This is a genomic window from Caulobacter sp. 17J65-9 (assembly GCF_010975005.1).
Taxonomy (GTDB): Bacteria; Pseudomonadota; Alphaproteobacteria; order Caulobacterales; family Caulobacteraceae; genus 17J80-11.
The window spans coordinates 32,108-54,453 of sequence record NZ_JAAIVC010000009.1 but is presented as its reverse complement, the minus strand read 5'-3'; the positions used below and the strand labels follow the sequence as shown (position 1 = coordinate 54,453).

At 69.9% G+C, this 22,346-nt stretch carries 17 protein-coding genes and 2 tRNA genes; 11 read left to right on the top strand and 8 right to left on the bottom strand.

The genetic code is table 11. The features are described 5' to 3' along the window. Window positions 1-142 precede the first annotated feature (142 nt). The 3 genes from G3573_RS03255 to G3573_RS03245 all read left to right on the top strand — a co-directional run bounded on the left by G3573_RS03255 (window position 143) and on the right by G3573_RS03245 (window position 1,808). Window positions 143-218 (top strand) — tRNA-Thr (locus G3573_RS03255). Window positions 219-423: 205 nt separating this feature from the next. Further along, window positions 424-1,194 (top strand): LytTR family DNA-binding domain-containing protein, encoded by a 771-nt coding sequence (locus G3573_RS03250; protein ID WP_163259414.1) that lies wholly within the window; start codon window positions 424-426, stop codon window positions 1,192-1,194. A 155-nt stretch (window positions 1,195-1,349) separates the two neighbouring features. Continuing rightward, entirely contained in the window at window positions 1,350-1,808 is a 459-nt protein-coding gene (locus tag G3573_RS03245) for a hypothetical protein (protein ID WP_163259413.1), read from the top strand. Between the two features lie 60 nt (window positions 1,809-1,868). Here G3573_RS03245 and G3573_RS03240 read toward each other — a convergent pair whose 3' ends face one another. Together G3573_RS03240 and G3573_RS03235 are read right to left on the bottom strand one after the other, a co-directional pair. Then, window positions 1,869-3,173: a hypothetical protein gene (locus G3573_RS03240; RefSeq protein WP_205598043.1), complete on the bottom strand. Its 1,305-nt coding sequence runs from the start codon at window positions 3,171-3,173 to the stop codon at window positions 1,869-1,871. Between the two features lie 5 nt (window positions 3,174-3,178). Further along, entirely contained in the window at window positions 3,179-4,516 is a 1,338-nt protein-coding gene (locus G3573_RS03235; RefSeq protein WP_163259412.1) for an MFS transporter, read from the bottom strand. 355 nt (window positions 4,517-4,871) lie between these two features. Between G3573_RS03235 and G3573_RS03230 the strand changes: the two genes are divergently transcribed. The 4 genes from G3573_RS03230 to G3573_RS03215 all read left to right on the top strand — a co-directional run bounded on the left by G3573_RS03230 (window position 4,872) and on the right by G3573_RS03215 (window position 10,931). Next, the gene (locus G3573_RS03230) at window positions 4,872-7,247 is read left to right on the top strand and encodes a TonB-dependent receptor plug domain-containing protein (RefSeq protein ID WP_163259411.1); all 2,376 of its coding nucleotides are present in this window, start codon (window positions 4,872-4,874) and stop codon (window positions 7,245-7,247) included. A gap of 204 nt (window positions 7,248-7,451) precedes the next feature. After that, a complete protein-coding gene (locus G3573_RS03225; RefSeq protein WP_163259410.1) occupies window positions 7,452-8,222 on the top strand; it encodes a GntR family transcriptional regulator in 771 nt (256 codons plus the stop codon). Continuing rightward, window positions 8,222-9,268, top strand: a complete 1,047-nt coding sequence (locus G3573_RS03220) for a serine hydrolase (RefSeq protein WP_163259409.1) — start codon at window positions 8,222-8,224, stop codon at window positions 9,266-9,268. The genes G3573_RS03225 and G3573_RS03220 overlap by 1 nt, the downstream gene beginning before the upstream one ends. A gap of 79 nt (window positions 9,269-9,347) precedes the next feature. After that, a complete protein-coding gene (locus G3573_RS03215; protein ID WP_163259408.1) occupies window positions 9,348-10,931 on the top strand; it encodes an AMP-binding protein in 1,584 nt (527 codons plus the stop codon). 19 nt (window positions 10,932-10,950) lie between these two features. Here G3573_RS03215 and bktB read toward each other — a convergent pair whose 3' ends face one another. Genes bktB through G3573_RS03195 form a run of 4 tightly spaced genes read right to left on the bottom strand, consistent with a single transcriptional unit; the run spans window position 10,951 to window position 14,943 of the window. Further along, window positions 10,951-12,132 (bottom strand): beta-ketothiolase BktB, encoded by a 1,182-nt coding sequence (bktB, locus tag G3573_RS03210; RefSeq protein WP_163259407.1) that lies wholly within the window; start codon window positions 12,130-12,132, stop codon window positions 10,951-10,953. Beyond that, window positions 12,129-13,016 carry an SDR family NAD(P)-dependent oxidoreductase gene (locus G3573_RS03205; protein WP_163259406.1) on the bottom strand — a complete coding sequence of 296 codons (888 nt, stop codon included), beginning with the start codon at window positions 13,014-13,016 and terminating at the stop codon, window positions 12,129-12,131. The genes bktB and G3573_RS03205 overlap by 4 nt, the downstream gene beginning before the upstream one ends. A 32-nt stretch (window positions 13,017-13,048) precedes the next feature. After that, window positions 13,049-14,314, bottom strand: coding sequence for an MFS transporter (locus G3573_RS03200; RefSeq protein WP_163259405.1), 1,266 nt, complete (start codon window positions 14,312-14,314; stop codon window positions 13,049-13,051). Further along, window positions 14,311-14,943 (bottom strand): glutathione S-transferase family protein, encoded by a 633-nt coding sequence (locus tag G3573_RS03195; RefSeq protein WP_163259404.1) that lies wholly within the window; start codon window positions 14,941-14,943, stop codon window positions 14,311-14,313. Before G3573_RS03195 ends, G3573_RS03200 begins: the two co-directional genes overlap by 4 nt. 221 nt (window positions 14,944-15,164) lie before the next feature. Here G3573_RS03195 and G3573_RS03190 point away from each other — a divergent pair, with 221 nt between their 5' ends. The 4 genes from G3573_RS03190 to G3573_RS03175 all read left to right on the top strand — a co-directional run bounded on the left by G3573_RS03190 (window position 15,165) and on the right by G3573_RS03175 (window position 19,361). After that, on the top strand, window positions 15,165-16,394 hold the full coding sequence (locus tag G3573_RS03190; protein WP_163259403.1) for a serine hydrolase domain-containing protein: 1,230 nt from the start codon (window positions 15,165-15,167) through the stop codon (window positions 16,392-16,394). A gap of 489 nt (window positions 16,395-16,883) precedes the next feature. After that, window positions 16,884-17,519 (top strand): cache domain-containing protein, encoded by a 636-nt coding sequence (locus G3573_RS03185; RefSeq protein ID WP_163259402.1) that lies wholly within the window; start codon window positions 16,884-16,886, stop codon window positions 17,517-17,519. A 90-nt stretch (window positions 17,520-17,609) separates the two neighbouring features. Beyond that, window positions 17,610-19,193 carry an ATP-binding protein gene (locus G3573_RS03180; RefSeq protein ID WP_163259401.1) on the top strand — a complete coding sequence of 528 codons (1,584 nt, stop codon included), beginning with the start codon at window positions 17,610-17,612 and terminating at the stop codon, window positions 19,191-19,193. A 74-nt stretch (window positions 19,194-19,267) separates the two neighbouring features. Beyond that, window positions 19,268-19,361, top strand: a tRNA-Thr gene (locus G3573_RS03175). A 790-nt stretch (window positions 19,362-20,151) separates the two neighbouring features. Here G3573_RS03175 and G3573_RS03170 read toward each other — a convergent pair. Together G3573_RS03170 and G3573_RS03165 are read right to left on the bottom strand one after the other, a co-directional pair. Next, window positions 20,152-21,552, bottom strand: coding sequence for a M20/M25/M40 family metallo-hydrolase (locus G3573_RS03170; protein WP_163259400.1), 1,401 nt, complete (start codon window positions 21,550-21,552; stop codon window positions 20,152-20,154). Window positions 21,553-21,680: 128 nt separating this feature from the next. After that, a complete protein-coding gene (locus G3573_RS03165; protein ID WP_163259399.1) occupies window positions 21,681-22,346 on the bottom strand; it encodes a MalM family protein in 666 nt (221 codons plus the stop codon).

Here is a 22,346-nt window from a genome sequence, read left to right as displayed (position 1 = left end):
CCGCCGCTCCGGCGCCGGCCGCACCGGCGGCGGCCGCGGCAAGCCGACGACTTAATCGACCGCCCGCGCGGGCGGCCTTGGCAAGACGCCGGGGTCCGTGTAAATCGACCGTCCTCCCGCGCGAGCGGGACCGGCGTAAGGGGCCGCCTTAGCTCAGCCGGTAGAGCGGCGCATTCGTAATGCGTAGGTCAGGTGTTCGAGTCACCTAGGCGGCACCACTCCTTCCAGCCAGGGAATCCCGGCGAAGCGCCGAGCTTCGCTACGGCCCGACCCGGACGGCCGCCGGACAGGTCCAGACCGTCCTTCGGCGCGCGACGGACGCCGGCGCCGACCGGCCGGTGAGGTGAGCGTCTCGCCCGCGTCCGGCCGGCTCGACAACACCGGTTTCCGTGATTAGCGTTCGCTTTTCGCCAACGCCGCAAGATGCCCTCGATCCCTCTCCGCACCTGGAGCTCCCCGCTCTTCACCAGCGTCTACGGGGCGATCGCCCTGGGGGTGTTTCTGGGGTTCGCGGGGCCGTTCGGCTCGTTTCGGTCGCTGGCGCACCCCGAACGCTACGCCTTCTGGTTCGGCTGTGTGGCGACGGGCTACGCGCTGGCGATCGCCACCCTGCAAATCCTTCGTCCTGCGCCGGCGTTCGCTCGCCTGCCCAAGATCGCCGCGATCGTCCTCGTGGGATTGATCTCCACTCTGCCGATGATGTTCGTCGTGGCGTGGGCGCTCGAAGCGCTGCTTCCCGAACGCTCGACGCCGCCGGGACGGCTGGTGTCGCTCTACCTTTCCGTAGCGTCGGTCCAGCTGATCATCGCCGGCGTTGCGGTATGGCCGTTTCTCGCCTCGCACAGTCCAGCGCCTCCCGCGGAAGACGCGAACGCCGATCAGTTCTTCGCGCGCGTGCCTGGCCGGCTGGGACGGGACCTGTTGGCCCTCGAAGCGCAGGACCATTATCTGCTGGTCCACACACGCCTGGGTTCGGCTCTCATCCACATGCGGCTCAGCGAAGCCGTTCGGATCATTCCGGCGCAGCTCGGCTTTCAGGCGCACAGACGTTGGTGGGTCGCGCGCAAGGCGGTCGCCGGATTGCGCCGCGACGGCCAACAGACGCTCATCGAGCTCACCGGCGGCATGACCGTACCGGTCGGGAGAACCTACCTCGCGGCGGTTCGCTCGGGCCTCGAAGCGCGGAGCTCCTGACGGCCCTGGCCGGCTCGTCGCATCGGATGCCCCCGGGCCTGTAGCATTGCCGTAAATCAGGGACGCGCGAATGGCGTTGGCGGATTGGGCCGTTGTCCAGGCCGCTCAGCCGGGCGAGAGGGCGGCGAACTCTAAGCCGTTCTACCGGAGCCCAGATGCGACACGGACTTTTCGCCTGCGCCTTGATGCTCGTCATCGCTGTCCCCGCCGCGGGCTTTGCGCAGGACACTACGGTTCTCAAGCCCACCTGCGCCCAGGATCCTTCCCCCGCGTCGGGCGCCGCCGCTGGTGAGCCGGACCTGGCCGGGCTGTGGGACTTCTATATGGACGTGGGCGGCGTCCCGAGTTTCGGCCTCCTGACTGTCGGCCGGCTCGACGGGCGTTATGGCGGAACGCTGACGCCCGTGCGGACCGCGCCTGTCGTCATTCGGAGCGCGACGGTGAGCGATCGGAAGGTTCAGATGATCGTGGCATCGCTCGAGGGCGACGTCACTCTCAACGCCACGCTTTCCGGCGCGGGCGACCGAATGTGCGGGGTCGTCACCTACCACGGCGGCCAGCTGTACCCGATGGTGGCGCAGAAACGCCTGCAGCGTCTGCCGGATCGGCGATAGTCGGTCGGGCCTGGCGACCAGCATATGGTCGCCAGGCCCGCCGCCCCCGCATGCGCCGGATCACCCGCGCCCGGCGGCGACTTCCTGGAGCAGTTTGCGGAAGCCCGCCGCGGCGGCGACGGTCGCGGGCACGTTCAGGCAGCGCTCGTCGTCCTCGGCGGTGTGGTGATAGCGGTGGATGCCGAAGACGCCCGCCGCCGGCGCGTAGCCGGCCTTGATGACCTCGACGAGCTCGCCCGCCGCCATGACCTCGCTGGACACCGGCGCCTCGTAACCGGGCTGGCCGGCGAAGAGGGTGCGGGCCAGCGGCAGAAGCGCCGGCGAAACGGAAAGGACCCGCTGGCTGTCGACGCCGGGCAGGGGGGCCGGGCGGCCGGGCGTATCGAGCCAGTCCCGCGCCGCGACGTTGGCGCCCAGGTGCAGCCAGAAGCGGGTCGCTGAAGGCGGCGGGGCGATCTCTTTCATGGCCTCGGCCGCGCCGAGGTATTCGTACTCGTGGCCGGTGTTGCAGACGAAGGCGAGGTCGTAGTCCTTCAGCGCGCCCGCCGCCCAGCGCGCCAGGTGCAGCCAGACGGCCACCCCCGGCCCGCGCTCCGCGGCGCAGCCGAACCAGCCCGACCGCGGCGTCGACACCGCCAGCCAGCGCCCTTTGCCGCGATCGATCCGGCCGACGAAGTTGAAGGCCGGCCGCTGGCCGCCCTGCCCCTCGATGGTCAGTCGCGCCTCCTGGCCCTGCATGGCGGCGGCCAGGAAGCCGCCGGCCTGCTCGGGCGCGATCAGGGCGACCGGCCCCGTGAACATCGGCGCGCGGCCGTCGGCGTTCAGCGCGATCACCTTGCCGGTGGGCCCGTTGGTGATCGCCACGACGGCCGTCGCTCCGGCCTTGAACGCCGCCTCGATCGGCCCGCGCGCGCCCGGCGCCATCATCGTCGACCAGCGCGCGTGCGCCAGGTCCACGAGCGCGATCGCCCCCTTCAGGGACCCGGCGAAACGGCCGGCGGAATCCACCCGGACCAGGGGGCCGGAGACCCCGCCGGGACCGGTCGGAACGACGATCGGCTGGGGATAGACCGGCGCGGTCGTTTGCCCGCTGACCAGGTCCGCGCGCGCCGTCTCGAAGAAGGGCGCCGAGAAGGTCTGCCGCTGGATCGCGTAGCCGGCCTTCGCGAGCTCGCCCGCCAGCCACTCGCCGCAGGCCGTGTCGCCGGCGCCGCCGGCGCGCTTCTCGCCATGGCCGACATAGCGGCGCAGGTCCGCCTCAATGGAGTCGCCGGCCGCGGGCGCAGTCGCCGCGCCGGCGCTCGTCGCGCTCAGCGAGAGCAGCGCGCCCGCGCCGAGGAAGGCTCGTCTGTTGGTGTCGATCATCGCCACTATCCGATCTGGCCTTGCGCGACGGACGCGCTCTGATCCGCGACGTCGCCGCCCCGACGGCGCCCGAGGAAGAGCACGCTGAGGAAGGAAATCGCGCACATGGAAGCCAGGTAGACCGAGATCGGCTGGCTCGACTGGTATTCGGCGAACAGGGCGGTGGCGATGATCGGCGCCAGGCCGCCGCCGACCACGGCGCCGATCTGGTAGCCCAGCGACGCACCCGAGTAGCGCACCGACTTGGGGAACAGCTCGGCGAACAGCGCCGCCTGCGGCCCGTACATCATGCTGACGAACACCAGCTGGCCGGCGATCGCCAGGAAGACGGCCGGGACCGAGCCGGACTCCAGCAGCGGAAACACCACGAAGGCCCACACGCCCGAGAGCAGGGCGCCGAGCAGGAAGATCCCGCGCCGGCCGAACCGGTCGGAGGCCGCGCCACACAGCAGCAGCACCGGGATCATCAGCGCGCTCCCGGCCATCACCGCCGACAGCACGACGTCTCGCTCGAGCCCCACGGTCGTGGTGCCGTAGGCGATGGCGTAGGTGATGGCGACGTAGAAACAGACGTTGTTGGCCACGAAGGCGCCGCCGGCGAGCAGGATGGTCCGCCAATGTCCGCGCGCCGCCTCCATCAGCGGCGAACGACGCCGCGCGCCGGCTTGCGGCCCCGGCTCAGCGGACTTTTCGGCCGCCGGTTCCGTCACGCCCAGGTGCACGGCGAGGCCGATGAAGATCAGCACCACGCTGAGGATGAAGCCGACCCGCCAGCCCCAGGCCATGAAGCTGTCTTCGGCGAGCGTCGCGCTGACGGCCAGGAACACGGCGTTGGCGAGCACGACGCCCAGCGGCACGCCGACCTGCACGAAACTGCCGTAGAAGCCGCGCCGGCCGGCGGGCGCGCTCTCGATCGCCAGCAGGGCTGCGCCGCCCCACTGGCCGCCAACGGCCAGGCCCTGGATGAAACGCAAGGCCACCAGCGCCAGCGGCGCGGCGACGCCGACGTCGGCATAGCCGGGCAAGAACCCGATCAGCACGGTCGAGAGGCCCATCAGGAACATGGCCACCACCAGGGCGCGCTTGCGCCCGTGCATGTCGCCGAAATGGCCGAACAGCATTCCCCCCAGCGGGCGGGCGATGAAGCCGACGGCGAAGGTGCTGAAGGACGCGATCTGCGCCACGAAGGGGGGAAGATCGGCCGGGAAGAACAGGTGCGGGAAGACGAGCGCCGCCGCCGTGCCGTAGATGAAGAAGTCGTACCATTCGACGGCGGCCCCGGCCGAGGCCATGATCGCGATCTTCGGGCCGGGCGCTTTGCCGGCGGTCTTCGACACGGACATCCGCTCCCCTTGGCGTTCTTGATGACGCTCTGGGGCCGAGCGTCTTTCGGCGATTGGCGGATGTCAAGCAATTGCACGACAAGAGCGCGTCACTTGTCTGACAACTAGCGACAGCCGGCGCTCCGCCCGACAAGCCCGACGCCCCCTTGTATGGCAGGCCCTTCGGCCGTTCGCCCGCGGGCTCGCTCAGAGCGCCGTTACGCCAACCGTTCGGACACCATTGATACGCAAGGCTGACCGCGGCGCCACACCGTGAAGCGTGAATTGTCGTACAATCTTGACAGGAAGGTGGGACAGGGAGAATGGTTCAGCTTAGCCGCGGCGGAGATCGACGGCACGAATAAGGGGGGAGTGAATGAGGAAGGTCCGCTTGCTTGCGTGCTCGTCCGTCGCGCTGATCGCGGCGATGAGCCCCGGGGTCGTGATGGCCCAAGCCCAGAGCGCCGGTTCGACGGCGGCCGACACGGCCGCGACGGATAAGGACAAGGCCACCGAGCTCGGCGACGTCGTCGTCACGGCGCGCCGCCGCGAAGAGGCCGTCCGCGACGTGCCCAGCACGATCACGGCGATGTCGGCCGAACAGCTCGAGGCGAAGAGCCCGATCGAGGGGGTCGGCGATCTTCTCCAGACCGTGCCCGGCGCCCGCTTCAACGGCCTGCAGAGCGAAAACCTGGCCGAAGTGTCGATCCGCGGCTCGGGCACCCAGCGCGCGACCAGCGCGGACTCGGGCGTCGGCCTGTTCGTGAACGGCGCCTATGTCGGCAGCAGCACGCTCGGCGGGCGCAACTTCAAGCGCATCGACTACTTCGACCTGGCGCGCATCGAGGTCCTGGAAGGCCCGCAGGGCGCGCTCTACGGCCGCAACTCCGAATACGGCAGCGTCAACGTCGTCCTGGCCCAGCCGCAGCAGCGCAACGGCGGACGCGTGTCGGCGACCTACACCGACGACCTCGAGCAGCTGCGGATGGAAGGCGTCGTCAACCAGCAGCTGAGCGACAAGGTGGCGGTCCGCCTCGGCGCCCAGGTCACCGGCCAAGGGGCCGGTCAATACTACAACCCCAACCAGAACAAGTACTACGACCACACCGACGGCTACATCGTGCGCGGCCAGATCCGCTACACCGATGGCCCGCTGGACGTGAACCTGCTGGTCGACTCGCAGGACATGAACCTGCCGACCTTCGCCAACCAATGGGTGGTCCCGGCGGGCCAGATCGCCACGATTCCGCTCGGCTACACCGGTCCCCGCTACGACATCCCGCAAGACACGCTGAACGACCTGCACCAGAAGGTCGACCGCGCGATGCTGACCGCCAAGTACGACCTGGGCTGGGGCGCCCTGACGTCCACGACGATGGCGCTGCGCTCGCGCTCGCAGCAGCACTTCTCCGCCGCGGTCGACCTCGCGACCGAGGCGATGTTCCAGTCGCTGAACGAGATCGGCCTCTATCCGCTGGGCGGGACGTACACCGACGCCAAGGACGAGACCTTCTACCAGGACGTCCACATCACCGGCGACGCGATCGACGGCGACCTGCAATGGCTGGCCGGCGCCGAATACCTGGCGCAGGACGACACCTACGTCCGCGACGTGACGACCAGCCCCTGCGCGCTGACCGCCTCGTCCGGCATCTGCGGCGGCACGCCGACGGCGCCGATCTGCTATCGGCTGAAGCCGACCGCTCTGACCTGTCCGACGACCTTCCCGCTGGCCTTCGGCACCCACCGCCTGGTCCCGTCGGAGTATCGCTCGGCCGCAGTCTACGGCTCGCTCAAGTACCAGATCGGCGACCTCTCGCTGGACGGCGAGCTGCGCTACTCGCGCGACGACAAGACCGCCAGCCAGAGCGACTTCCGCCTCTACACGACCACGCCGGTCGGCACGCCGACGACCTACGAGTTCGAGCAGAACAATCTGAGCTATGCGGCCTCGGCCAGCTATCGCCTGCACGGACCGGTGCCGGCGCTCATCTACGCCCGTACCGGCACGGGCTACCGCGCCGGCGGCGTGAACAACGGGACGGCCGTCGCCGTGGCGCCCAACCCGCTGCGTCCGGCCTATGAGAACGAAAACACCACCAGCTACGAGGTCGGCCTGAAGTCCGACGTCACCAAGCACGTGTTCTTCCGCCTCTCGGCCTACACCTCGGAAACCACCGACGCGATCGCCAGCGTGCTGGACGGCTGCACCGTGGCCAACGTCTGCGCGCAGGCCGGCCAGATCTTCAACATCAACGGCGGCACGGTCCGGATCAAAGGCATCGAGGCCGCCCTCGATTCCAACTTCCGGATCGGCGAAGGCCGGCTGATGCTCAGCCTCAACGGCGCGCACCAGTCCGCGAAGTGGGAAGAAGTGGCGTCGGTCCCCGGCGCGCCGATCCTGGACAGCCAGGTCGCCCAGATGCCCGACTGGACCATGTCGGCCAACGTGAACTACCGCCGCCCGCTCGTCGGCGACCTGAACGGCTTCTTCAACGTCGCCTACAACGGGCAGCGTGGCGGCGGACAGGACACCGTGACCGCGGCCGCGCCGTTCATCCCGCTCGAGGATCTCGACAACGTCGACCTGCGCACCGGCGTCGATTTCCGCCGGACGGAGGTGGCCTTCTTCGTGAAAAACGCCACCGACGAAGTCATCCCGGTCCTCAAGCTGCAGCAGGGCGCCATTCCGCTGGCCAACCGCTACAGCCGCCCGCGCACCGTCGGGGTGAGCGTCTCCTACCGCTGGTGATCCGGCCGGCCTGAACCGGCTCGCGGCGGCCCGACCGGGCCGCCGCGACAGCCGGCGAAAGCCGAAGCTCTTCTAATTGTACAACAATCAGGCCGTTAGGTCAGACAAGTTACTTGCCCGGTCATGCAGCGCGAAATAGGAATGCCCAATGCGAGACTGGCGGAGCCCCGGCTGAATGCCGCGGGCCTGCAGGGGGGCGATTCCGTGGCGCGCACACCGAAAACCGAGCAAAACGAGGCGGTTGCGAGCGTCGCGCCGACCGCCGAGGAGGTCGCGCAGACCCTGCGGACCCGGATCCAGAAGAGCGAAATCCCGCCGGGCGAATGGCTGCGCGAGGTCCGGCTGTGCGACGAGTTCGGCGTCGGACGCTCGACCGTGCGCCGCGCCCTGCGCGCCCTGGCCGACGACGGCCTGATCGAGATCGAGGAAAACCGCGGCGCGCGCGTGTCGGCGACGACGGTCGAAGAGGTCTTCGATCTCTATGAGGTCCGCGCCGCGCTTTACGGCCTGGCGGCGCGTTTCGCCTGCATGCGGGCGCCGGACAGCGCCATCCGCAACATTCTGAAGAAGATCGACCGGCTGTTGAGCGACGCGGAGAGCGGCGCCCCGTCGGACCAGATCATCGAGGTCAGCGAAGCGATCTTCAGCGACATGATGGAATACGGCAGCGCGGACGCCCAGCGCATGACCGCCTCCATCCGCCGCAAGACCCGCTTCCACTTCTCCTACGTCGCCCTGGCGGTGAACGCCAACGGCCCGGGCCCCTACGAGCATTGGCGCAGCGTCCGCGCCGGCCTGCTCGAGCGCGATCCGGACAAGGCCAGCCAGGCGGCGCGCGAGATCCTTTACTTCATGCAGGGCGAGGTGGCGCGCATCATGCTGGCGCGCGGCCCACGCGTTAAGCGGGACGTCTCCGCGACGACGCCGAGCCCGACCACCAAACGGCGCGCGGTCGCCGGACGGAGATCGAACTGATGTCACGCGCGCTCGGCCGTGGTTTCGCTTGCGCCCTCGCCGCCTTCCTCGCGGCCGCGCCAGTCGCTTGTGCGGCGCCTGCTCCGGCCGCCGTCCCCGCAGCGGCCCAGCCTGAAGATCTGAAGAACCTGCTCGACTATCTCCGCAGGAAGAACTCCACGGGGTTCATCGTCATCCAGAACGGCAAGGTGCTGATCAACCAGGCCTGGCCGGGGCCGGAGTCGGATCCGGTGTTCGCCGCCTTCACCTACGGCCCCAGCGCCGACGGCGCCCTGCTTGAGGATGTCGCCTCCCAGCAGAAGAGCTTTGTCGCGGTCCTGGTGGCGATCGCCATCGACAAGGGACTGCTCGACATCGAGGCGCCCGTCTCCACCTACCTCGGCCAGGGCTGGTCCAAAGCCTCCGCCGAGCAGGAAGCGAAGATCCGGGTCATCGACGTCCTGACGATGAGCTCGGGGCTCGACGAGAAATTCGCCTACGTCGCGCCGCCGAACACTGTCTTTTTCTACAACACGCCGGTCTATGCGATCACCAAGCGGATCATCACGGCGGCGGCCAAGCAACCGCTCGAGACGATCACCCACGACTGGCTGACCGCGCCGGCCGGCATGAAGGACACCGCCTGGCGCAAGCGTCCGGCCGCCCTGGCGTCCGTCGGCAACGACACCGGGCTGGTGACCACGCCCCGCGACGTCGCGATGTTCGGATTGATGGTCCTGAACGGCGGGGTCGCGGACAACGGCACGCGCGTCGTGTCCAAGGCGCAGCTGGACGCCCTGTTCACCCGCTCGACCACCAATCCGTCCTACGGCCGGCTGTGGTGGCTGAACGGCGGCGCCTACACCGTCCGCGCCCAGGCCGCGCGCAGCGAAGGTCAGTTGATCCCCGCGGCGCCCGCGGACCTGGTCGGCGCGCTCGGCCTGTTCGACCGTCGCCTCTACGTCGTGCCCAGCCGCAAGCTGATCGTCGTGCGGACCGGCGCGGCCACCAACGACCCCGATTTCGACCAGCAACTCTGGCTCAGGCTGATGAAGGTGATCGGCTGACCGCCGACGCGCCCCACCGACCGAAGCGTACCTCGGCTCGGCCAGGCCCTGCCCGCCCGCTCTAGTACAGGACAGCGCCATGATCGACGGCAGCATCCAATCGTTCGCCCTGACCCTCGACAAGATCCTGGACTACGCCGCGAAATGGCATCCAGAAGCGGAGGTCGTGACCGCGCGCGAGGGGCGTGAGAACGCCCGGATCGGCTATGCGGACCTGCACGGTCGCGCCCGCCGGACCTCCGGCGTGCTCGCCGGCTTCGGCGTCGAGAAGGGCCAGCGGGTCGCCACCCTGGCCTGGAACACCCAGGCCCACGTCGAAGCCTGGTTCGCCATCATGGGCATGGGCGCGGTCTGCCACACGCTCAATCCGCGCCTGACCGCCGTGCAACTGGCCTGGATGCTGGATCAGTCCGGCGCCCGCATCGCGGTGGTCAGCGCCGACCTGCTGAAGCTCGCCCTCGAGGTGGCCGATCACGCGCAGGGCCTGGAGCGCATCCTGGTCATCGACGGCCCGACGACGGCGTCCCATCCGCGGGCCCTGGTGCAGGAGCTCGACCCGCTGATCGCGACCGCCGCCGCCGACGTCGCGTGGGGCGAGTTCGACGAGACCGCGCCGTCGGGCCTGTGCTTCACCTCCGGCTCGACCGGCGCGCCCAAGGGCGTGACCTACACCCACCGCTCCAGCTACCTGCACACCCTCAAGATGCTGCAGGCCGACGTGCTGGGCGCGCGCACGGTCGACGTCGTGATGCCGATCGTACCGCTGTTCCACGCCAACGCCTGGGGCCTGCCGTTCGCCCTGCCGGCCGCCGGCAGCAAGATGGTCCTGCCCGGCCGTCACACCGACGGCGCCAGCCTGGCCCGCCTGATCGCCGCCGAGGGCGTGACCATCGCGGTCGGGGTGCCGACCGTCTTCCTGGGCCTGTGCGAGCACCTGGAGGCTGTCGGCGCGAAGCTGCCCTCGCTGCAGCGGATCATCCTGGGCGGCGCGGCGACCCCGCCGGCCCTGATGGAGCGCCTGGAGCGCGAGCTGGGCGTGGTCGTCCAGAACAGCTGGGGCATGACCGAGCTGTCGCCCGTCGGCGTGTTCGGCGTCATCGGCGAGCCGGATCGCGCGGCCGCGGTCTCGGGACGTCCGGCGCTGGGCGTGGACCTGATGCTGGCCGACGAGACCGGCGCGCCGCTGGCCGAGCAACGCGACCAGGAGGGCCGCCTGCACGTGCGTGGCGCGGCCGTGATCGAGCGCTATTTCGGCCAGAGCCACAACGCCACCAACGCGGACGGCTGGTTCGACACCGGCGATCTCGCCCGCATCGACCGCAAGGGCAACCTGACCATCACCGGCCGGGCGAAGGACCTGATCAAGTCCGGCGGCGAGTGGATCAACCCGGCCGAGATCGAATCCATCGTCTGCAGCCTGCCCGAGGTCGCCCTCGCGGCGGTGATCGGGCGCGCCGACGTCAAGTGGAGCGAGCGCCCGATCCTGCTGGTCGAGCTGCGCGACGGGCACGAGATTTCGGACAAGGCCCTGCTGGATTCCGTGCGCGGCCAGGTCGCTTCCTGGTGGGTGCCGGACGCCGTCGTGCGCCTGCCCAACATGCCGCTGGCGGCGACGGGCAAGATCGACAAGATCCAGCTCCGCGCCGCCCACGGCGGGGCCTGACAGGCGATTGAGCGGGCCGTCAGGCCCGCTCGACGATCAGCGCGATCCCCTGGCCGCCGCCGATGCACATGGTGGCCAGGCCGTAGCGCCCCTGCACCCGTTCCAGCTCGTGCACCAGCTTGGTGGCGATGACCGCGCCGGTCGCGCCCACGGGGTGACCGAGCGAGATGCCGCTGCCGTTCGGATTGGTCCTGGCCGGATCGAGGCCCAGCGCGTCCGCGACGGCGCAGGCCTGGGCGGCGAACGCCTCGTTGGACTCGATCACGTCCATGTCGGCCGCCGACAGGCCGGCCCGGGCCAGCGCCGCCTGCACGGCCGGGACCGGGCCCATGCCCATGAAGTTCGGATCGACCCCGGCGTGGCCGTAGGCGACGATCCGCGCCAGCGGACGCAGGCCCTGGCGCGTCACGGCGGCCTCCGTCGCCAGCACCAGCGCCGCGGCGCCGTCATTGACGCCCGAGGCGTTGCCGGCCGTGACCGTGCCGCCCTCGCGGAAGATCGTGCGCAGCCTGACCAGGTCGGCCAGGTTGGCGTCGCCCCGGACGTGCTCGTCCACCTCGAAGGTCCGGACGGCCTTGCCAGCCTTCACCTCGACCGGAACGATCTGGGAGGCGAAGCGCCCCTCGGCGATCGCCTGGGCGGCGCGCCGGTGGCTTTCAATCGCGTAGGCGTCCTGGCGCGCGCGATCGATCCCGTGCCGCTCGGCCACGTTCTCGGCGGTGACGCCCATCAGCCCGCCGCCGAAGGGATCGGTCAGGGCGCCGTTCAGCCCGTCGACCAGCATGGCGTCGCCCATCTTCTGGCCCCAGCGCGCCGCCGGCGCGAAGTAGGGCGCGCGGCTCATCACCTCGGCGCCGCCGGCCACCGCCACCTCGGCGTCGCCGAGCATCAGCAACTGCGCCGCCGAGACGACGGCCTGCAGTCCCGAGCCGCACAGGCGGTTGAGCGTCATGGCCGGCACGTGCTGCGGCAGCCCCGCCTCCAGGGTCGCGACGCGCGCCAGATAGGCGTCGCGCGGCGCGGTCGGGATCACCTGACCGAACACGACGTGGCCGACCTCGGTCGGCGCCACGCCGCCGGCGGCCAGCGCGTCACGCGTGACCAGGGCGGCCAGGCCGCACGGGGTCTGGTCCTTCAGCGAGCCGCCGAAGGTCCCGATGGCGGTGCGCCGGGCGGCGACGATGTAGACGGGCGCGCTCATGCGGCCTCCGTACGGGCGACCAGCTTGCCCACTTCGTGCCGGTACTGGGCCTCGCCACGGTCCGGCACGGTCTCCCGGTCCCGCCTGGCCACCTCAGGGAGGCGCTGGAGCAGGGTGTCGGCGACGGCTTCGCCCGCGCCGAGGTACACGCCCTCGGTCATTGTGACGTGGGCCTGCTCGAAGCTGCCCGCGCCCGCCAGCAGCACCGCGCGGGTCGGCGCGTCCTCGCTGGCCAGGACCACGACGGCGGGGCTGACCAGGGACGGGTCGAGGCCGGCCAGGTCTTCGGCGGTGTACAGGCCGTTGGTCATGCCGGTCGCCGCGCTGGGCGCCAGGCAGTTGACGCGGATGCCGTTGCGCTCGCCCTCCAGCGCCAGGGTCTGCATCAGTCCGACCAGGCCCATCTTGGCGGCCGAATAGTTCGACTGGCCGAAGTTGCCGTAGAGGCCAGAGGACGAGGTCGTGAAGATGATCCGCCCGTAGTTCTGGGCGCGCATGACGTCCCACACCGCCTTGGTGCAGTTGACCGAGCCCATCAGGTGCACGTCGAGCACCAGCTGGAAGTCGTCCAGGCTCATCTTGGCGAAGGTCTTGTCGCGCAGGACGCCGGCGTTGTTCACCAGGATGTCGATGCGCCCCCAGCGCGCGAGCACCGCCTCGCACATCGCCTGCACGCCGGCCCGGTCGGTGACGCTGACGCCGACGGCCATGGCCTCGCCGCCGTCGGCCTCGATCTGGGCGCACACGGCGGCGGCCGCCTCCGCGTTCACGTCCGACACGACGACCTTGGCGCCCCGCCGGCCGAGCGCCAGCGCATGCGCGGCCCCGAGCCCGGCGCCCGCGCCGGTGACGATCGCCACGCGGTTCGAGAGATCGATCCCCATAAACTCCACCTCTTCAATTGATCTTGGGGGCCTCAGGCGGCCGGGTCGTCGACCCAGTCCCGGCGCAGAGGCCGGACCGCGAGCAGGGCCAGGAGCGCCGCCAGCAGGTAGAAGCCGGCCAGCGCGACCGCCGAATACCTCAGCGCCTGCTCGCCGAACTGCGGCGTCATCACGTCGCTGAGCGCGCCCAGCAGCCACGAGCCGCCGCCGATCCCGATCAGGTTGTTGATCAGCAGGAAGCACGCCGCCGCCGTCGCCCGCATGTGGGCCGGCACCAGGTGCTGGACGGCGGTGGTCAGCGGTCCGACGAAGACCAGGGTCAGCGCGTTGGGCACCACCAGCAGCAGCCACGCCTTCCAGGGCGAGGGCGACAGGAAGCCCATCATGAACAGCGGCGCGGTGATCAGCCAGGCGATCGCCGACAGCCAGGCGTAGGCGCCGCGATCGGCCTTGCCGAGAACGTCGGCGAGCAGGCCGCCCAGCAGCACCCCGCTCACCCCGCCCACCAGCAGCAGCGAACCGAAGAAGTACGACGTCTGGGTCAGGTCGAAGCCGAAGGTCTGCATGGCGATGGACGGCGTCCAAAACGCCAGGCCGTAACCCGTCAGGCTGCTCATCGCGGCGGCGAAGCCCATGAACCAGAAGCTGGGCTTGCGCAGCAGGATCGCGAACACGGCCCCGACCGGGGCGCGTTCGGCAGGCGCGCCCACGCGCGCCGGCTCGCGGACCACCCAGCGGAAGATCGGCGCGACGATCACCCCGCAGGCTCCGATCACGACGAAGGCGGCGCGCCAGTCGACCGCCTTCGCGATCGCCGCGCCCAGCAGCACGCCGGCGGCGAGGCCGGCCGGAATGCCCATCGAATAGACGGCGAAGGCCCGCGCCCGTCGCTCGGGCGGGAAGTACTGGGAGATGAGCGCGTAGCTGGGGGCGACGCCGCCGGCCTCGCCGACGCCGACGCCCACGCGGAACAGGAACAGTTGCCAGAAGCCGGTCGCGAAGCCGCACGCCGCCGTGAACGCGCTCCAGACCGTCATCGACAGGGTGATCACCCAGGTCCGGCTGGTGCGGTCGGCGACCAGGGCCAGCGGGATGGCCAGGGTCGAATAGAGCGCCGCGAAGGCGATGCCGCCCAACGCGCCGAGCTGGGTGTTGCTCAAGCCCAGGTCCGCCTTGATGGCCGGGGCGAGGATGCCGAGGATCTGCCGGTCCAGCCAGTTGAACGTGTAGACGACCAGCAGCATGACCAGCACGAGGCGGGCGTAGCCGCGGCTATGGGCGCGCGGTTGGGCGGTCATTGCGCACCCTCGCCGCCGGCTTGCGCGGCCTTCGCCGCCAGGAAGGCGGGCCGGGCGCTCAGGCGCTCCCAGTAGGCCGCGACCTCCGGGCTGAACTTGTGCTCCAGGTTCAGCGTCCGCGCGAACAGCAGCGCGTAGCCGACGCAGAGGTCGGCCATGGTGAAGCGGCCCGCGCAGAGCCACTCGCGATCGCCCAGCGCGCGGGTGAGGTGGCGCAGGCGCGAGAGGAACCACTGCGTATAGTCGTCGGCCGCCTGCTGCAGCCGCCGCTCTTCCGGCTCCAGCCGCGTGTAGCGAAGCACGATGGTCAGCGGGAAGGTCAGGGTCGCGTCGCTGCGCGCCATCCAGTCCAGCCACAGCGCATAGTCCGGCTCGTCGGCGCCGACGGCCAGCGGCGTGGGGCCGTACCGGCTGGCCAGGTACTGCGGGATGGCGGCGGACTCGGTCATCCGCACGTCGCCGTCGACCAGCAGCGGGATGGTGCCGAGCGGATTGAGCTGGAGATAGTCCGGCTGGTGGACCCGCGGCGGGAAGGGCAGCACGTGCAGGCGATAGGGCAGCCCCATCTCCTCCAGGGCCCAGAGCGCCCGGAACGAGCGCGCGTCCACGCAGTGGTAGAGTTCGATCATGGTGAGCCAGCCCCCCGGGACGGCTGTCAGCTCTTTGGCCGACTAGCGCTCGCTCCGCTTGTCATCGACCGGCGGGGCGGGAATGTCAAAATTTTTGTACGACAATTTCGCCGCTCTGGTAATACAGCTTTGTCGCACGGCGAACCGCAAAGTCGACGCGACAAGGGATGGGATTCGGCCGCACAAAGAGCCGACCAGTGGAAAAGAACCGGGGGAAGAGCATGCACGTAAAGGCTCCCGCGAAGCACGGCTTTGACGCCGCACGGCTGCGTCGTGTCGACGGCTTCCTGAAGGAACGCTACCTCGACAGCGGCCGCCTGCCGCACGCCCAGATCCTGGTCAGCCGCGACGGCGAGATTGTTCACTTCAGCAGCCAGGGCGCCGCGCGCGAGGGCTCGTCCAGGCAGATCGACGAGAGCTCGATCTTCCGCATCGCCAGCATGACCAAGCCGATCACCTCGGTCGCATTCATGATGCTGGTCGAGGCCGGCAAGGTCGCCGTGGACACCCCGGTCGAAGACGTCCTGCCCGAGTTCAAGGACATCGGCGTCTATGACGGCGGCGGCGCCGGCGAGCCGTTCCGGACCAAGCCGACCGCCGGGCCCATGCGCATGCTCGACCTGCTGCGCCACACCTCGGGCCTGACCTACGGCTTCCAGAACCGCACCCCGGTCGACGCCGCCTACCGCGCCGGCAAGCTGGCCGAGGACTGGCACGAGGGGCTCGACCTGGACGGGTTCGTCCGCGAACTCGGCCAGATCCCGCTGGAGTTCACGCCGGGCGAGGCCTGGAACTACTCGGTGTCCACCGACGTGCTGGGCGCGGTGATCGAGCGGGTGTCGGGCATGCCGCTGGACCGCTACTTCGCCGAGCGGATCTTCGCGCCGCTGAAGATGAACGACACCGGCTTCGTGGTGCCGGCCAAGAAGGCCGACCGGCTGACCGACTGCTACGCGTGGGCGGGCCCGGAGAAGGGCCGGGTGATGTTCGACCGCGGGGCCGAGAGCTTCTGGCTGCGCCAGCCCAGGTTCCTGTCCGGCGGCGGCGGCCTGGTCTCGACCGCGCTCGACTATCACCGCTTCTGCCTGATGCTCGCCAACGGCGGCGAGCTGGACGGCGCGCGCCTGCTCGGGCGCAAGACGCTCGACCTGATGACGCTGAACCACCTGCCCGGCCGGTCCGACCTGGCCAGCATGTCGAAGTCGCTGTTCAGCGAGACCCAGAACGGCGGCATCGGCTTCGGCCTGGGCTTCGCGGTGACCCAGGACGTCGCCAGGGTGATGATCCCGGGCTCCGTCGGCGAGCACTACTGGGGCGGCATGTTCACGACGTCGTTCTTCGTCGACCCGGTCGAGAAGCTGCATGTCGTCTTCATGACCCAGTGCAGCCCGTCGTGGATCTACCCCCTGCGCCGCGAGCTGAAGACGCTGATCTATTCGTCGCTGGTCTGACGGAGCCGCCCGAGCTCGGCCGGGACAGCGGCGCGTCGGTGACGCGCCGGCCGCGTGCTCGAATCACGTGGCCGCGCGCCACTTCCTCCCGTTGAATTTGCAAACAGTTATCCCGCGCAATGCGGGCCGTCGGGCCTCGGCACAGACGTGCGCGGCGCCGTCGCCCGACTGTTTTCGACGAGAAAATCCGCCCCTCCACCGGGCGTCGGCCGGCGTCCACGGGGCACACGCGGCTCCACCCTGGTCGCACAAGCTGACGTAAGGGAAGGCTTGCGAAATCGCAGGTGAACGACGGTTTCAGACCGGCTGTGCGTCAGCTACTCGCGAGCATTCCGGGGCACATGCAAAAAGCCGCCGGGGCGCCGTCGGACAAACACGGCGTCGTGACGGCAACTTGGGCGCGTACCGCGAACGCCGATATCTGTGATTAACTTGCGGCGCGGTCTCGGCGGCTCTCGCCGCCACTGGAGACCGAGGCAGAGAGTCGTAATGGCGGCGCTCAACTTTGGCGGGGGCCAACACAGCGGAAGCCTACCGAACTGGCGCGAGTTCGCGCGTTCCGTACGCGGGCGCTTCACCCTGCTCACGGCGGCGCTGGTCCTCACCGCCGGCCTGACCGCCGCCTTCGTCGCCCTCGACAACTACGGCTCGCAGCGGCGGGAGACCGAGCGACAGCTCACCGAAACGGCCACGGCCCTGTCGCTCGCCGTCGACGGCCGCATGCGCGAGGCGAACGCCACGCTACGCAGCCTCGCCACCTCGCCCTACCTGCAGACCCGGGACTTCGCCGCGTTCGACCGCCAGGCGCGCCAGCTCGTCAATCGGCCGGACGTCTGGATCGGCGTGATCGACCGGCGGGGCCAGCAGGTGGTCAACACGCGCTTCGCGTCAGGGACTCCGCTGCCGAACGTCAGGAACGAGCCGGAGTTCCAGAAAGCGTGGGAGAAGGCCTCGTCCCTGTACATCAGCGACCTGGGGCAATCCGGCTCCATGCCGCGCCGTTACACCCTCGAACTGGCCACGGTCGTGAAGATCGACGGCCGCCCGGACTACCTGCTGGCCATGGCCCTGCCGCCGGCCGTGCTGAACGAGCTCATCGCCGAACAGCATCTGCCCGACAGCTAAACCGGCGTCCTCCTCGACCAGAACCGGCGGGTGATGGCCCGCAACCGCGACGTAGCCAGATGGCTCGGCCGGCGCGCGTCGCCGCAGGCCTTGGCGAAGCTGTCTCTGGATCACGGCGTGGCGGTCGACCACAACCTCGAAGGCGAGCAGAGCCTGGCGGCCTACAGGCATTCGCCGTTCACGGGCTGGACCTTCCTGGTCGCCGTGCCGATGCGCGAGGTGACCGGCACCTTCGCCCGCAGCCTGCTGATCGCCGGCACGGTGACCCTGGGGCTCCTGGCCGTCGGCGTCGCGCTCGCCGTGCACATGGCCAGGGGCATGACGAACGCCGTCGAGGCGCTGGCCCACTCGGCCTCGGCCCTGGGCCACGGCGGGCCGGTCATGCCGGTCGTGACGGGCATGCGCGAGACCGACGCCGTCGCGGAGGCCCTGCACGCCAGTTCGGTGAAGCTGGCGACGCGGGAGGAAGAGCTACGCCGGCTCAACGAGACGCTGGAGGAGCGCGTGGCCCAACGCTCGCACGAGCTGAGCGAGGCCGCCGCCAGCCTGGTGCACGCCCGGAAGGCCGAGGCCATCGGGCGGCTCACCGGCGGGACGGCGCACGACTTCAACAACCTGCTGATGGCGGTGACCGGCAATCTCGACCTGCTGAACAAGCGGCTCGGCGACGACGACCTGCGCAAGTACGTCGACCGCGCCCGCCAGGCCGCCGAGCGCGGATCCAAACTGACGGCGCAGCTCCTGGCCTTCGCGCGGCGCCAGCGCCTCACGGTCGAGCCGATGGACATGTCCGCCATGATCGACGGCATGCAGGCCCTGCTCGACCGTTCGCTGGGCGGCGCTTTCCGCGTCGAGATACGCCACCCCGCCCATCCCGCCTGGGCCCTGGGCGACCACAGCCAGCTCGAGCTGGTGGTCCTGAACCTGGCCCTCAACGCCCGGGACGCCATGCCCCAGGGCGGCACGATCGAGATCGAGATCGGCGGGGCGCGCGTCGAGACGGCCCCCGAAACCCCCGAAGCGCCGCCCGCGGGCGACTACGTGACCCTGTCGGTCGCCGACGCCGGCACGGGCATGGCCCCCGACGTGCTGGCCCAGATGTGGGAGCCGTTCTTCACCACCAAGGGGCCGAGCGCGGGGTCGGGCCTGGGCCTATCGCAGGTGCTGGGCGTGATCAAGCAGCTGGGCGGCGGCGCCCGCGTGGAGACCGCCCCCGGGAACGGCACGCGCGTGACCATCTACGTGCCGGTCGCCGCGCCGGCCGAGGCGGAGGCGCCCGAGCCGGCGGCGGACCTGCGCCCGGCCGACCTGCGCGGCGTCCGCGTCCTGCTGGTGGACGACGATGCGGAGGTGCGGCGCACCACCGCCGCCCTGCTGACCGACCTCGGCTGCACGCCCGAACCGGTGGACAGCGGCCCCGCCGCCCTGGCCCGCCTCGCCGAGGGCGACCTGCCCCAGCTGGTCGTGATGGACTACGCCATGCCCGGCATGACCGGCAGCGAGGCGGCGCGGCGGATCGCCGAGCGGTGGCCGAGCCTGCCGATCCTGCTGGTCACCGGCTACATGGAGGGCGAGGCGCTCGAGCACGCCTGGCACGGCCCGGTCCTGGGCAAGCCGTTCACCGAAGCGCAGCTGGCGAAGCAGGTCGCCGAACTCCTGAGGTCCCGGGCCTGACGCCCGGGTTCGACTGAAGGTGGCGAGCGTCCCCACATTCCTCCCACGCGAGCGGGACCGGCGTAAGAGGCTGCCTTAGCTCAGCCGGTAGAGCGGCGCATTCGTAATGCGTAGGTTGCCGCCATTGGGACAAGTCGGCGTTCGGGCGGGTCGAGCCCTTCGGATTGCGCAGGTACTCGGCCTGGGTCGCTCCGTTCGGTAGCTGCAGCCGGACCTAATTGGCCTGTCCCACTTTGGGGGACTCAACCATTTGGGGCATTGCACTACCAAAACTTGTATCACCTCGAGATCGGTGCTTTGTGCGAGGTGCTGAGGGGGCGGTACCCCGCATCATCGAGGAGAAATCGTAATGCGTTCGAGCCGTTTGGCCGCCGTTGCGGCGCTTTCTCTTTCTGTTTTCCTATCCATCTTTGTGCCTTCACAGGCACAAACTAGCTCTCCCAAACCATCTCCGATCGAGGCGCGCGTAGAAAAGCTTGAGCAGCTAGTCGCAGCACTCAAGGCGGGCAACGGAGTACCTGCGGGCACGATCGCATATTTCGACGTGAGCTCGTGCCCCAATGGTTGGTCAGAGGCCACTAGCATCCGCGGCCGGTATATCGTCGGATTGGTTCCTGGAGGGCAGCTTGGCGCAACAGTCGGAGTTGCGCTCTCCGATAAGGAAAATCGGCCCACCGGAGCGCACACTCACCGTCTGATGGAGGGAACCGCCATCGGCCGACAAGGCGACGGAGCTGGAGTGAGTGGCGGATTCCATATCCCGCCTATTCCGAATACAACCACGACCCCGCCGATCGAAGACCGCGCACAGGTGCAGGGGACCAACGCCCCATACGTGCAGCTTCTTGCGTGTCGTAAAAACGCTTAACAAGAAGATGGAGGGTGGCCGACCCATCTGAGCCAGACGGGTCGGCCAAACTCGAACCCTCTAAGGACGAGCCCAGCCAGCCGCCCCGCCCTACTTCGACAAATCCCCCACCACCGACAGGTAGTAGGTGATCGCCGGCTGGATGTTGGCGATGGGCGTGCGCTCGTTCAGGCCGTGGCTGAAGTCGTCCGAGCCCTTCAGGAAGGTCGGGCTGGCGCCGTAGGCCGGCACGTCGTGATAGCGGAACCACATGTTGTCGCTGGCCCCCGAGGCCATGCTCGGGAACACCGGCACGCCCGGATAGACCTTGCCCAGCGCCTTCTTCACCGCCGCCTCGAAGTCGGCGCGCATGGGCGAGGCGTCGTTGGGGACCGAGCCTTCGGTCACGTCGGTGAAGGCGACGGCCGGGTCGGCCGCGGCGGCCGAAAGCTCGGCCATGATGTCGGCCGGCTTGTGGCCCGGGAAGATGCGGCAGTTGATGTTGGCCTCGGCCCGCTGCGGCAGGGCGTTCAGCGCGTGGCCGCCGTTGATCATGGTCACCACGCAGGTGGTGCCGATCTTGCCCACCGTGGCCGGATCGGCCCGCAGGGTGGCGATCGCCGCCTGGTCGGACGGGTCGGCGGCGAAGGCCTTCATCGCCGCGCCGGTCTCCGGCTGCTCGTACTTCGCCGCCGCCTCGAAATAGGCCCTGGTCAGCGGGCTGAGCTCGGGCGTGAACGGCTTGGCCTGGATGCGCAGCAGGGCCGCCGACAGCCGGTCGATGGCGTTGTCGGCGCGCGGCGCCGAGGAGTGGCCGCCCGGGTTGGTGACGGTCAGCTTGAAGTCGGCGTAGGTCTTCTCCGCGCCCTGCCAGGTGAAGTACAGCGGCGCGCCGGTCTTCTCGTCGAGCGAGCCGCCGCCGCCGTCGACGTTCAGCACCAGCTCGGCGTCCTTGAGCTTCTCGGCGATGATGGCGCTGGTCTTCATCGTGGTCTCCTCGTCGCCGGAGAACTCGATGATGATGGTGCGGCGCGGCTTGTAGCCCTGGCGCTTCAGCTCGATCAGCGAAGCGACGGCGATCGCCCCGTCCAGCTTCATGTCGGTGGCGCCGCGGCCGTACAGGTAGCCGTTCTCGACCACCGGGGTGAACGGATCGCGGGTCCAGTCGGCGGCCTTGGCCTCGACCACGTCGATGTGGCCGGAAATGACCAGCGGCTTCAGCTTGGGATCGCTGCCGGGCCACCGCGCGATCAGATAGGCGGTGTCGTCCACCGGGGCGACGGTGACGTCCTCGGCGGCGAAGCCGCCGGCGACCAGGGCCTTCGCGAACAGGGCGGCGACCTCGGGGGTCTGGTTGCCGGGGCCGGCGACCGAGCGCAGCGCGATGGCCTGCTTGGCCAGCTCCAGCGCCTGGGCCTCGGCTTGCGGATGCGCCGCCGGCTTCGGGGCCGCCTGGGCGCTCGTCGCCATGGTCAGCGCCGCGACGCCCGCCAACAGAATCGAAGTCCGCATAATCCGTCTCCCCCAACTGGAACCGCGGCAATAGAGCGCCTCGCGAGCCGGTCGGGAAGACTGGAGTCCAAAAAGAAAGGGCCGCCCCGCGGGTGCGGGGCGGCCCCATCGCGCCGGGGCGCGAATGCTCAGCCCGGCTTCTTGGCGGCTTCCTTGGTGTCGCTGTCGAACACCGACACCTGCGCCGAGCCTTCGTAGGAGAAGGTGCGCGACTGGGCGTTGTCGTTGCCGACGGTCCAGCTGGCCGAGCCATAGCCGGTGTAGGCGCTGGTGGTCGTCGTGCCGATCGCGATCGAGTCGTACGCCTTGCCCACCAGCTCCGGCGCGGCGGTGACCAGCACGTAAGCGTCGCCCGGCCTGGCCCTGAACTGCACCGAATAGACCCCGCCACGATAGAGGAACTGGTCGCGCGCGAAGGTCCGCGTCGGGGCGCCCTGTGCGTCGAGCACGGTCACCTCCGGCGCGAAGATGCGCTGGCTTTCCAGGCTGGCGCCCACGTCGAAGGTCTTGTCCTCGACGTCGGCCGGCAGGGCGTAGACCACGTAGGGCGTCGCCTTTCCGGCCCAGGTCAGGCAGCCGGTGCCGGCCCGCACCGGGGTGGTGACGGTGTGGGCCGCCTTTTCCTTCTCCGGCGTCAGCGAGAGCGCCGCGCCCAGATCGGGCTGGGTCGGGCACCCCTGGTGGTCGTAGTGGATGGTGGCCATAGGCAGCGGCGTGGATGCGGACGTGCCCGCGCAGGCGCCGAGCAGGCCGGCCGCCGCGGCCACGACCGAAAGGTTGAGGGTGAAGCGCAC

Excerpts from the sequence above, each read along its gene's own strand:
- G3573_RS03250 (WP_163259414.1), top strand. The coding sequence starts at position 424 with ATGCCCTCGATCCCTCTCCGCACCTGGAGCTCCCCGCTCTTCACCAGC.
- G3573_RS03245 (WP_163259413.1), top strand. The coding sequence starts at position 1,350 with ATGCGACACGGACTTTTCGCCTGCGCCTTGATGCTCGTCATCGCTGTC.
- G3573_RS03240 (WP_205598043.1), bottom strand. The coding sequence starts at position 3,173 with ATGATCGACACCAACAGACGAGCCTTCCTCGGCGCGGGCGCGCTGCTC.
- G3573_RS03235 (WP_163259412.1), bottom strand. The coding sequence starts at position 4,516 with ATGTCCGTGTCGAAGACCGCCGGCAAAGCGCCCGGCCCGAAGATCGCG.
- G3573_RS03230 (WP_163259411.1), top strand. The coding sequence starts at position 4,872 with ATGAGGAAGGTCCGCTTGCTTGCGTGCTCGTCCGTCGCGCTGATCGCG.
- G3573_RS03220 (WP_163259409.1), top strand. The coding sequence starts at position 8,222 with ATGTCACGCGCGCTCGGCCGTGGTTTCGCTTGCGCCCTCGCCGCCTTC.
- G3573_RS03215 (WP_163259408.1), top strand. The coding sequence starts at position 9,348 with ATGATCGACGGCAGCATCCAATCGTTCGCCCTGACCCTCGACAAGATC.
- bktB (WP_163259407.1), bottom strand. The coding sequence starts at position 12,132 with ATGAGCGCGCCCGTCTACATCGTCGCCGCCCGGCGCACCGCCATCGGG.
- G3573_RS03205 (WP_163259406.1), bottom strand. The coding sequence starts at position 13,016 with ATGGGGATCGATCTCTCGAACCGCGTGGCGATCGTCACCGGCGCGGGC.
- G3573_RS03200 (WP_163259405.1), bottom strand. The coding sequence starts at position 14,314 with ATGACCGCCCAACCGCGCGCCCATAGCCGCGGCTACGCCCGCCTCGTG.
- G3573_RS03195 (WP_163259404.1), bottom strand. The coding sequence starts at position 14,943 with ATGATCGAACTCTACCACTGCGTGGACGCGCGCTCGTTCCGGGCGCTC.
- G3573_RS03190 (WP_163259403.1), top strand. The coding sequence starts at position 15,165 with ATGCACGTAAAGGCTCCCGCGAAGCACGGCTTTGACGCCGCACGGCTG.
- G3573_RS03185 (WP_163259402.1), top strand. The coding sequence starts at position 16,884 with ATGGCGGCGCTCAACTTTGGCGGGGGCCAACACAGCGGAAGCCTACCG.
- G3573_RS03170 (WP_163259400.1), bottom strand. The coding sequence starts at position 21,552 with ATGCGGACTTCGATTCTGTTGGCGGGCGTCGCGGCGCTGACCATGGCG.